General features: G+C 54.8%; 8 protein-coding genes. 5 read left to right on the top strand and 3 right to left on the bottom strand.

Annotated elements, in window-relative coordinates; all coding sequences use genetic code 11:
• The first annotated feature begins 91 nt into the window (after window positions 1-91).
• The 4 genes from RMSM_RS28840 to RMSM_RS28825 all read left to right on the top strand — a co-directional run bounded on the left by RMSM_RS28840 (window position 92) and on the right by RMSM_RS28825 (window position 5374).
• Window positions 92-280: a hypothetical protein gene (locus RMSM_RS28840; protein ID WP_008705638.1), complete on the top strand. Its 189-nt coding sequence runs from the start codon at window positions 92-94 to the stop codon at window positions 278-280.
• Entirely contained in the window at window positions 280-537 is a 258-nt protein-coding gene (locus RMSM_RS28835) for a hypothetical protein (RefSeq protein ID WP_008705636.1), read from the top strand. The genes RMSM_RS28840 and RMSM_RS28835 overlap by 1 nt, the downstream gene beginning before the upstream one ends.
• Before the next feature lie 54 nt (window positions 538-591).
• Window positions 592-4530, top strand: a complete 3939-nt coding sequence (locus tag RMSM_RS28830) for an FtsK/SpoIIIE domain-containing protein (RefSeq protein WP_008705634.1) — start codon at window positions 592-594, stop codon at window positions 4528-4530.
• Window positions 4531-4726: 196 nt separating this feature from the next.
• A complete protein-coding gene (locus RMSM_RS28825; RefSeq protein ID WP_144058042.1) occupies window positions 4727-5374 on the top strand; it encodes a hypothetical protein in 648 nt (215 codons plus the stop codon).
• Between the two features lie 121 nt (window positions 5375-5495).
• Here the strand turns inward: RMSM_RS28825 and RMSM_RS28820 are convergent, their stop codons facing one another.
• Complete coding sequence (locus tag RMSM_RS28820; protein WP_008705631.1) at window positions 5496-6422, bottom strand: efflux RND transporter periplasmic adaptor subunit; 927 nt, start codon at window positions 6420-6422, stop codon at window positions 5496-5498.
• 122 nt (window positions 6423-6544) lie between these two features.
• Between RMSM_RS28820 and cutA the strand changes: the two genes are divergently transcribed.
• Window positions 6545-6871 carry a divalent-cation tolerance protein CutA gene (gene cutA / locus RMSM_RS28815; protein WP_008705629.1) on the top strand — a complete coding sequence of 109 codons (327 nt, stop codon included), beginning with the start codon at window positions 6545-6547 and terminating at the stop codon, window positions 6869-6871.
• 164 nt (window positions 6872-7035) lie between these two features.
• Here the strand turns inward: cutA and RMSM_RS28810 are convergent, their stop codons facing one another.
• Both RMSM_RS28810 and RMSM_RS28805 read right to left on the bottom strand, forming a co-directional pair.
• Window positions 7036-7356, bottom strand: coding sequence for a diacylglycerol kinase (locus RMSM_RS28810; RefSeq protein WP_008705626.1), 321 nt, complete (start codon window positions 7354-7356; stop codon window positions 7036-7038).
• Between the two features lie 23 nt (window positions 7357-7379).
• Window positions 7380-10736: an LPS-assembly protein LptD gene (locus RMSM_RS28805; RefSeq protein WP_160168401.1), complete on the bottom strand. Its 3357-nt coding sequence runs from the start codon at window positions 10734-10736 to the stop codon at window positions 7380-7382.
• Window positions 10737-11067: the final 331 nt, after the last annotated feature.

Genomic DNA, 11067 nt, shown 5'->3' with positions numbered 1-11067 from the left:
CGCTCAACAACGACGCCACTGAAGGACTAACGTCAAGCATCTCGAGGCATTAGAATACGAAGAGATCAAACCGGCGCTGCTTGGTTTTTTCTTGGATGAACAAGCGGGCGTGTTCACGGCGGTTCGCGACTCGACCGAGTGTGTCGTCGTGACCGATGGTTTGGAAACGATCGACCAAGCGGTCGCAGGACGAACGCGGCCGTTGACGCCCGGAGACGTATTCAATCTGTACAAGGGACGCAAGATGTTGCGGACCTTCAATCCTTCGTCGGACGTGTGATGGCAATCAAACTAGGTCCTATCCAGGACGCGGAAAATCGAATCAAGCGAGATTTCACCGAATTTTCGCGGCTGTGGAGCGAGGTTCGCCAGGATTGGCTTGATGATCGTTGTCGCCAATTCGAGCAACAGCATTTGACGACGATCGGACCCAGTTTGAGCCGCGTGTCGGCGGCATTGCAAGAGTTTTGTGACGTGATTCGGCGTGCCGATGAGGCACTTAAAGATGATGCGGGCAGTCCAGACAGGTTAGAATGATGTGATGACTGGCCCCGAGAACCGTCTATCTCCCCTTCAAAAACGCTGCGAACAATGAAAGATTCATCGGTTGGTCCAGCTGGACTGTTAAATCCCATTCGCCAGCGTCGTTTGTTGGAGGGATTGGAAGATCGGTTTCGCTCGAGCGTGGCAGAACATCAATCGTTGGTCGAACGGCATGCCAAGGAAAGCGAAAACGAAGAAACGACGTTGGGTTCGCAGCGGGCGGTTAAAACGGATGCTTGTCGGCATCTGCGTCGTGGCATGTTGGTGGAGTGGGACGAACAAGAAGAGAAGCTGACGAGCCAATACGAAGCGTTTGCGATCAAAAACCGCCAAGAACTGAATCGGCTCGGGGCGGTCTATCGCAAAAAAGCGAGTGTCTGGAAAGATGCGATCGAACGCAAAGTCAAAGCACGCTGTACTGCGATTCACCATCAATACAACGAACGCAAAGACAAACCCGGTATCCACCGTGACAAAGAAATTGAACAGATCGATCAATCGCTGAATCGGATTTATGGCGACTTGGAATGGGCTCGAGCGCTGACGTTGCGACGATTGGATCGGCTTCCCGAAGTGCCGCCGGCGGAAACGCCCGAAGACAATCAGCGGTTGCCCGCGCCGCACGATGTCCGCGAATCGCTCGAAGCGATCGATACATTGACGCGGCGCTGTAAACAAACCGTCGCGCAAATGCAGACCGGGGCGGCGTCCAAAATCGTCGATTCGTTTTATCTGCCCGCCGGCGTTGGTGTCTTTATCGTAATCTGGGCGCTGGCGGTGTTGATGATGAAGTTCGATCCGCCGTGGATACCGATGGCGGCCGGGGTCCCTATCGCAGGAGTGATCGGATTCACCATCTTTTTGCTGCTGATGATGCCGCTAAAACGGATGACGCGTCAATTGCATCCGGTGGTCGAACGAATCGCCGAGGCGGCAGAAGAAGCAGCCGAAGCGGGACGGAAAATTGCGGCTCGGACTGCCAAAGAAGCTGAGGTGGAACTGCTGAATCAACGTGATGCCCATCTTGAAGCTGCGGCTCGTTGGCGGACCGAACAACTCACCCTGCTCGAACAAACGATTAATACCGAACGCGAACAAGCCAAACAAAAGTTGCTCGGAGCGCTCAGCCACGCCAACAATGAATACAAATCGGCCTGGAATCGAGTTAGCGAAACGATGCTGGCCAAAGCCGATTCGTTGGCCAGTCGTATATCGACCGATTTGGCCGATACCGAACAAACGTTGACCCAGCAGCGACTCGCCGCAGCCGAGCGACGGGATGCGGAACGCACTCGTTTGGTCGAGCGACTCGAAAACGGTGTCCAGCGTGGGCTCCGCCGTATTTCCGAGAGCACGACGCGTGTGCGTTCCCGATTCCCCGATTGGCAAGACGTGGTCGATGGCGATTGCCCGAGCTCCGCGACAACCGACTTTATTCCGGTCGGACGATTGAAGGTGGATCGCCGCTTACGCCATGTTCTCGATACGTCGGCTAGTCAAAATGGAAGCCCGACTACAATGAACAATTTGTCGCCTGGGTCCACCGAATCGGCGGGTAATTCGATGACGTTGGCAGATATCAACGTCCCCGAATCGTTGCCGGTCGTGCTGCACCGTCGACTGCATTGTGGTTTGTTGATCTCGGCAAACTCATCCGCGTTCGATCAAGCCATTGATGTCGCTCACCAAGTGTTGTGGCGTGTTTTGACCGGCTCGGCACCCGGTCGAGCCAAGTTGACGTTGATTGACCCGGTGGGACGCGGCCAGAACTTTACCAGCTTTATGGCGCTGACCGATCACGACCCATCGTTGGTCGGACATCGCGTTTGGACAAGCGAAACACAAATCACCGAGCGGCTTGGCGAAATCGCGCAACACGTCGAAGATGTATTGCAATCGAGTTTGCGAGATCGATTTCAGCGGATCGAAGACTACAACGAACTCGCGGGGTCGATGGCCGAACCCTATCGAGTGATCGCATCGATTGGATTCCCCGAGGGGCTGACGCGAGATGGCTACAAACACCTGCAGGCGCTTCTCGAAAGCGGGCTGCGTTGTGGCATTTTTTGTGTCATCGTTTGTGACAAATCCAAGCCTTGGCCGTCGGAAACCCCATTGCCGAAGACCGATAAACTGCTGCGGATCGACCTGAACGACGATGGCGAATGGCGAGTCATTCAGAATGGTTTGGATGATTTGCCCTTTGAACCCGATCCTTCACCGCCGATCAAGTTGCGGTCGGCGATGGTTGATCAAGTCGGCAAAGCGGCAGTCGCCGCATCACGAGTCGAAATACCGTTGGCGGATATTCTAAAAGACAGCCAAGCCGCCGGTGGCTCGACCGCCGACCGCATCAATATTCCAATCGGCAGCCAGGGAGCCAATCGACATCTGCCGCTCGATTTAGGCGAAGGCGTCCGTCAACACGTGTTGATTGCCGGGAAAACCGGATCAGGAAAAAGTACGCTGCTGCACGCGATCATCACGTCGGGGGCGTACCGCTATACGCCTGATGAGTTGCAGTATTACCTGCTGGACTTCAAAAAAGGCGTCGAGTTTAAACCGTATGCCGACGCGAGCTTTCCACATGCCCGGGTCATCGGAATCGAGAGTGAACGGGAATTTGGTCGCAGTGTGCTGCAGCGTTTAGATGAGGAACTGCAGCAGCGAGGCGAGAAGTTTCGGGCAGCTGGGGTTCAGGAGCTAGGGGAATATCGCAAAAAGAGCGGGCAAACGATGCCTCGCATCATGTTGGTCGTCGACGAGTTTCAAGAGCTGTTCATTCGTGATGACCGCTTGGCAGGCGATTGTGCAATGTTGTTGGATCGCTTGGTCCGCCAAGGTCGTTCATTTGGGATGCATGTCATTTTGAGCAGCCAATCGTTGGCAGGCGCTTATTCGTTGCCACGGGCAACGCTCGGTCAAATGGCCGTGCGGATCGCGATGCAGTGCAGTGAAGCCGACGCCGCGTTGATTCTCGCCGATGACAACACCGCGGCTCGATTGATCAACCGGCCTGGTGAAGCAATCTACAATGATGCCGGTGGTTTGATCGAAGGCAACCAACCGTTTCAAGTCGCGTGGTTGTCCGGTTCCGCTCACCGCGAGATGCTGCATGCAATTGCGACACGAGATCAGGGCTACGTCCAATCGCTGCCTCCGGCGGTGGTGTTCGAGGGCAACCGGCCTTGTCGCTGGACCCCGGCACTGGCAAACCAAGTGGTGCCCACGTCTGAGGACAAATCACTCTACGGACTGCTTGGTGAAGCTGTCGAAATCGGGCCTCCGGTCGCCGTGAAATTGACTCGTGACACCGGACGCAATCTATTGGTGATGGCCCCAGCCGATTCGCGGCCCGCCGTCATCGCCACCTGTGTCGCCAGTTTCTATAAATCTGATCCGCGTACCGAGGTGATCTATTTCGACGGTGCGCGTGTCGATGACGGCGAGTCCGTGGCACCGTGGTTGGGTGAGTCAGGAGTCCGGTCGAAAATCATCAAGCTTCGCGACGTCGAAAGCGAGATCGTTCGTATCCATGGGATCGTGCAAGAACGGATGAAGGAAGAGGGCGATTTTCCGCCCATCATTTTGGTCCTCGATCCGCTCGAACGTTTTCGTGACTTGCGACAAGATGAATCGTTCAATTTTTCGCTCGATGCCGCGGCGAGTGCGGTCAGCGGCGCCACCGCATTGCAAGAGTGTCTGCGGGACGGGCCCGCCGTTAATGTGTTTACCATCGTCATCAGCGGATCAGCAGAAACATTGTCTCGTTGGTTGCCGCGGGCGTCTCAGCACGATTTGGAACTGCGAGTCCTGGGACGGATGAACGCATCGGACTCTGCACTCTTGATCGACACGCCGATGGCTTCGGAATTGTCGGCCGCGACGATGTTGTTGTACGACGATACCGATGGCCGGATCAGCAAGTTCCGGCAATGTGATCTTCCCAGTACGGATGACATCAAAGCTTGGTTGGCGCCGTCCTGATCCCCGCGTCATCCAAGCATCATTCAATCTCAGTCACGAGTGACATCAGTTTGACCGCTCCTGGGTGTCGTCAAAGCGATGGCGTTCGTTGAGGTCGCTTGCGTGAAACACGAGGAAAACGCCGTTTTTTCCGTTTGGCATCGTTCATGCGTTGTGAAACTCCCATCCGTCAACCCATGATTTTGGAGCTTTCACGATGTCACGTATGTTCACTCTCGCCACCCTGTTATCGGTCGCATTTGCCTCTGGCCAAGCCGATGCCCAGGTATCCACGTCGCCGCAATATCTGCATTCGCAGCCGTATCACGGCCCGGTACATGGAGGTGATTGGGGGCACGATTATTGGCATTCGGCGCCTCATGTTCCTAATATCGCTCAATTGGACGAATATGCGGACCAATTGGCCAAGGTCGCTCGTCATCTGCACGAAGACGCCCACAAATTGTCTCAGGACTACGAACATTCGCATTCGATCGAAGGGTATGTCGATCAAGTCGATCGTTTGCAACACCACATGCATACGATACTGCACGAAGCAGCCGAGCAGAATCGCCTATCGACGGGGTTGCTCGAGCATATCAAGAGCGATGTCCGTCAAGCCAAATCTTTGTTTTCTCGTTTGTACGGCGAGCTACACCATCAGGGTTATGATGGGGCTCGCACGAACGATTTTTACGCGATGGCTCACATGCGAGAAGTGATCGTGTCCGAAGCGAACCCGTTGATCCGTCAGCTCGAGACGGCGTTGTATGGCTTTTCGCATTCAAGTGATATTCACCATACCTATCGTCGCCCGCTGCATTCCCGATGGTACGGACATCATGGGTACTATCCCCATCACTAGTTCCGAAACAAGCCACTCTTAATCTTGCTCCTACTGTTCGATCACCAGAAATGGAGCAATCCGAACGTCGCGAACGGCGTCGGCTAAGAACCGAATCTGATAATGTGTCGTTACAAAACGACTAGATCGATTCGGCAGTGATCACCAATCGGCCTCGCAACCCACTTCGCAGTCGCGTTTGCGGGTTATCGACGGTAGCCCATAAGCGGACTTGACCGGTGACCGGATGGACCTCGGGGGAAACAAAGGTCACGCTGCCGCTGAATTCGGCAGCCCGATCGGAAGCATCGTTGGCTCGAGGGAGTTCTTCGCAAACAAATTTCACCTGTCGTCCAACCAGTTCCGAGCCGTATTTTCGCCCATCGATAAAGCATTCCACGCGAATGGGATCCAGAGAGATGACACGGATCAGCGGTTTGCCTGATTCGACCGATTCACCTGGTTGGACGGTAATCTCGGCAACTTGGCCTCCGACGCTGGCGCGAATCGCATGATTGCGAACGCGTTGTTCGGCAATTTTGACGGCCGCTAACTTTTCGCTGGTGTGAGCAATGGCGACTTGTTGTTCATGTTCGGCTTGCTCAATCGCCAGGGTGGCTTGATCGACGACCAGTCGCAGTTTCTCGACTTCCGAATCGCTGATTGCCCCCGGGAATTTCGAATTGGCTTGCTTGGATTGTTCCAGCTGACGAACATGAAATTCTTTGGCACGACGAGCGTGGCGAGCGTCGACATCGCTGTCACTTTCCAGCTTCGCCGCCTGATGAGCCGCAACGGCCGCTTCCAATTCGGTACGAAAACGTTGGTCGTCCAATTGGATCAACAACGCGTCCGGTTGAACCGTGTTCCCTTCTTTGACCAGCACCTTCTCGACCACGCCGGAAATCGGCGAAGCGATAAAGGTGTTGTGGATCAGCGAGACTTGAGCTTCCGAAACATCGAGTTGCTGTGGTTTGCTTGGTTGTTGCGCAAAAGTTTGCGTCGTGCCGATCAGCGTGAACGCGATAAAACCGAGCAGGCGTTCGGCGGAGAAGTAGCGAATGATCATGTGCGGGCTCGGGAATTCAAGAATGAAACGATTCGTGCGATGGATTCACCCATTGTGAATCGAGTGCGAACTACAATCAATGCTTAGTAATTTACGCGATTTTGGCCGAGGGAAAATAAACGATGGACGATTCATCCACTCTAGCTCTGATCATCTCGACCGTTGAATTAGAAGCGGACGCAAAACGTTTGGCAACCGAATTGGTTACCCTATCGCTTGCCGCGTGCGTGCAAATTGATGGTCCTATCCAGAGTGTTTATCGCTGGGACGGACACGTGGAACTGGCCACCGAGTATCGTTTGATGATCAAAAGCACACTTGCGGTGTGGCCGAAGCTGAAAGAGCGTTTAGCGAAAATGCATCCCTATGATGAACCCGAAATCATCATGTTGCCGATCGCCGAGGCAAGCGACGGTTACCGATCCTGGGTTGTCGACCAAACGAGCTAGCTTGACGATTTAATCCAAATTCAAATCGCACTGGTGAGCCGTGGGCCGTAACGCACCGGGTATCGCGTGGGACCCGGCCGCCGGCGCGTCGCGGATCAATAACTCGACAAGCCGTTGACGAGTTCCGCTATTTCAAATTCGAGCTTTGAAAAAGGACTGAACGTCTACAGCAGCACAATCACGCCGACGACGGTCGCGCCAATTGCGGTCACCAGCACGGCGGAGGCAGCGGTGTCCAGTGCGTCTCCGATCTCAGGATGACGCTGCGCATGCAGCACGCGAACAAGTCGCTCGATGGCTGTGTTCATTAGCTCGGCAGCGATGACCACCGTGATCGCCAAAACCAACACCGCCCAACGCCACCAATCAAACTGTAAATAAGCGGCCAGCGTCAGCACCGTGATTGCAGCAACCGCGTGCACCTGCAGACTGGATTGATCGCGTAGCGAGATACCCAGTCCTCGGAACGCGACCGCGAACTTCATAACCCAGGTTCGGATGAATTGCATTACTCAAGCCCCTCGACGCCCGGTGGTGGAATCAATTGTCCACCCACATTGCCCAATCGCGAGGATGGCCAGAAACGAGGTTCGATCGTAAAGCCGAAGCCGACGTTGTCTCGTCCGCTGTCGACGTTGATCCCCATGCGAACCAAAAAAGATTCGCCGATTCGAGTGATCCCGAACGATTGGCCGATGTTGCCGGTGTCACCAAAGTCGTAGGTCATCCCGGACGACGCCAGCCATTTTTCGTTCAGACGATAATCCATCGTGCTGCGGAACACCGTACTGCTGATCGGCCCTTCGAGCGACAACAAACCGAGGTAGATGTCGCCCACGCCCGGTCGACTGGTTCGCACGCCCGCACTGACCGAACGAAGGCCGGAATCAAAAAAGTCAAAGTAGCCATCGCTTAGCAAACTGACTCGATCCCCGATGTGATAGGCCGTGTCAAAGGTTGCTGGGCCAATGGTCTCGCCAAAGTTGTCTCGGTCCGCTTCGGGAAACAACAGCACATCGGTGTTGAAATGAAACAAGTCAACGATCCGTTCGAGCCCCGGCAAACCGCGTTTGGTTTGGAAACGTTGATCGAGTCCGAGTCGGACTTGTTGCAAATCGTCGGCGATCACATCACTACCGCTGACCACATACTTTTGCGTGCCGTGACGTAGTGCATAGGTTCGTGGGTCAAACGTCGCTGGCAGCATGCCGGCATAATCGCTGACAATAAAGCGGCGACGGAATTGTTGTTGTGAATGGTCGTCCAGCGGATCATACAACGGCAACTCGTCGAGCGCTGTGTCGCTGTCGGCGTAGAAGTAGTCAATTTTCCACTCCAATTTATGTGCCAATCCGCGGATGTTCAGCAAACTGCTTTGGATCGTGGGATCGACTCGCGACATTGGCAAACTTGCTCGAACGCCGCCTTGGCCTAATAAACGGGTCAACGAATCGCCATCGCTTGCTTCGCCATAGTGAGCCGCTTCGCCGGAAATGTAGGGAACCACTTTGATCGGGCCTGTTTGAACCGGCAACGACAATTCCTGCCGTGTGCGTGCGACGACCCCCGAACTTTGTTGTTCGCCGGGAAGCGTCGACATGGCGGCGGCTTCGGCTGGGTCGGTGGCAATATCCGCAGCGTTTAATCGTGAATAGCTGATCTGATTGTGCGCCGACCAAGTAAACAAATCTGCGAACAGCGATCCACCAATCAAGTAATGGTCGAGTGACGGCAGTTGTTCGGTTTCTTGGAAGAAATCGTTGACTTGGGCTTGCGCAGATAGTTCCAATAGGTTGCTGCCCCAGTACTTACGAAGTCGCACCGACGTGTCCTGGTTCTTCTTCTGGTCCCAATCCTGTTCGTAATACTGTTCTAGGAAGTTGCGATCACTCAGGAATCCCAGCTCGGCAATAAGCTCGTAATCGTTCGGCATGATTTGTCGATGTTGCCAAAACACACGGCCACGATAGGTTTCTTCGGGGGTTAGATTTTTACGGTCGCCTCCGAGCGTATCGGTCCCATCGTCGTCGATTCCCCAAGCATCAAAATAGCCTTTTGTCGGGCCGGGGACGCCGAACAGTCCTGGCAATTGATAGTTCAGCGTTGTTCCCAATGCAGGGCCGCGATCACTTAAATAGTCGGTCGAAAGTTCCCATTTCAAACCTTCGGGCGGATTATCGATGCCAAGGATTTGTAGCAAGTTAAAGTCCAGCAGCAGTTGTGTGCCAAAAATACTGTCGTTTCGCGCACTCGCACCGCTCAGATAGAACGTTGGTTCACGCAGCGAGGTGGCGAACCGCGGCCAATACAAAATGGGCACGCCGCCAAAGTACGTGAAATTGTCTCGGCTGCTAACAAATGGATCGCGGCGTACCGTCGGCAGCCCGGTGATCGGATCGGCAACAGTGGTGCTGCGATCCGTCAGCTGCAATTGTTCGCTCTGCAGCCAATACCGTGGGACGCCCATCCGGCTGCTTGTGACTGCGGCGTCGAACGCGACAAAGTTGCCTCGCGCGACCTGCTGCATCACATCGGCTTTCAAGCGAACGATCCCTTGATAACTAGGGATCGTCGTGATCGCTTCGGCATCGAGCACGATTCCTTGTTCGGTGGCGATGTTGTAATACATCGATTCGGCGTAAATGATTCGTTCGCCCTGACGGACAACGATGTCGCCTTCGAGGTACAGTTCGCCCTGCGCCTGCGTCAGGTCCGTCGATCCGTTAAATAGGTTGGTCACAAGCGGAAGCCAACCGACGATGCGATCGGCCGACAGCGAAACGGTGCCTAACTGCATCAGTTCGCCGCTCGGCAATTGAGCGGTGACGTCGCGAACGAGTACGGTCACACCGCCACGGGCAACGATTAGCGTTTCACCCAACTCGGGGCGGTTGATCGTTTCGAGTTGGGGTGGCATCGTCGATCCGCGAGCCAGCACTTCCACGCTGCGTGTTCCGCCGCCGACAAAAAATTGAAATCCACCGCTTGTCGCTCCATCGGACATCGTGATCGGGGGCGGCGAATTGGCCAAGCCATCCGACGGCAACATGGTTCCCGGGGCAACGTCGAAACTGACTTGCGGTGGAACCTGAGTGGGCGAGACCGACCAATTGCTTGGCCCCGACAACACTTGTTGTTCGGGTTGCTGTGCCCGTTGGAACGCACCGCTATTGATACCCGGGTCGGCAAAGACCGGATCAGCAAAGTTGGGTTGTTGAAGTGGTGAGGATTGATATTGGGTTTGTTGGACAGAACCTATCGATTTGTTGCCAAACGATTCGGTGCCATTCGCATGGGTGACGCTTCCTGATGTGGATTCGCCCGCTGCGAGCGCGACCGTGCTGGCACCAAATCCTAGCCGCGGTGGTTTGGATGGTTTCCGGTACTGCATCAAGCGAGGCGTTTGATCCGGAGCACCACGGTACAGCGGCGCTTGGACTTCGGGATCCATCAGCGTCACAAATTCGATGATGCGAGGGCCCGAACGGGTTCCATTGGGCAGATGAATGCCATCCGCCACGACTTCGCTGCGCACCTGGCCGACATCACCGCTGACGATCACCAAAATCGATTCCGCTGCGATCCGTTTGTCGCCATGTTGCAACACACAATCGCCCTCTAACAACGAGGCCTGTGATGTGCCAATAGCCCAGCGATAGATCACATTTCCGCTGACGCGGACCGGTTCCGCACTGACCTGATTTGCACTGACCTGATTTGTACTGGCAGCCATCACGCCGGGATTCAGGATACCGGGATTCAGGATACCGGCATTCAGGATACCGGCATTCGGGATACCGGCATCAGGGTCAAACGCATTGCCTATCGATGGCAACCACGCTGCCATCACGAACAATGCGATCACCGAAATCCTGTAGCGTCGGGCCGGATTCGAGAAACGTGAAAGCGCAGCGGTCCTCTCAGGTTCGTGTGTTGTCCACTTGAACCTGGTCAAACGTGTATCGGTGGTGGCTTCCTTGCCGACCAAAAGCGTCATATCCCGTTAATAAGAGTCTCGCGGAGTATACGAATGCTCTTCGTTGGATCACAACCGAGAAAATCCCGTAAAAACAGCGTTTATTCTCTGTTGTCGCAAAATTTTCTGCGTGGAACACAGTGAAACTCGCTCGCATCGAGCCCGTCGAAAGCTCTTTCAGCATATTAGCCGCTTTGGCGCTAGCGGCCTGTTGATTTAA

The organism is Rhodopirellula maiorica SM1 (genome assembly GCF_000346295.1).
Lineage (GTDB): Bacteria > Planctomycetota > Planctomycetia > Pirellulales > Pirellulaceae > Novipirellula > Novipirellula maiorica.
The sequence above is the reverse complement of the archived record's forward strand: the minus strand, read 5'-3'. Positions and strand labels throughout refer to the sequence as shown.

What these genes read in the sequence shown, in the direction of transcription:
- RMSM_RS28835 (WP_008705636.1), top strand. Translation starts at nt 280, where the DNA reads ATGGCAATCAAACTAGGTCCTATCCAGGACGCGGAAAATCGAATCAAG.
- RMSM_RS28830 (WP_008705634.1), top strand. Translation starts at nt 592, where the DNA reads ATGAAAGATTCATCGGTTGGTCCAGCTGGACTGTTAAATCCCATTCGC.
- RMSM_RS28825 (WP_144058042.1), top strand. Translation starts at nt 4,727, where the DNA reads ATGTCACGTATGTTCACTCTCGCCACCCTGTTATCGGTCGCATTTGCC.
- RMSM_RS28820 (WP_008705631.1), bottom strand. Translation starts at nt 6,422, where the DNA reads ATGATCATTCGCTACTTCTCCGCCGAACGCCTGCTCGGTTTTATCGCG.
- cutA (WP_008705629.1), top strand. Translation starts at nt 6,545, where the DNA reads ATGGACGATTCATCCACTCTAGCTCTGATCATCTCGACCGTTGAATTA.
- RMSM_RS28810 (WP_008705626.1), bottom strand. Translation starts at nt 7,356, where the DNA reads ATGAAGTTCGCGGTCGCGTTCCGAGGACTGGGTATCTCGCTACGCGAT.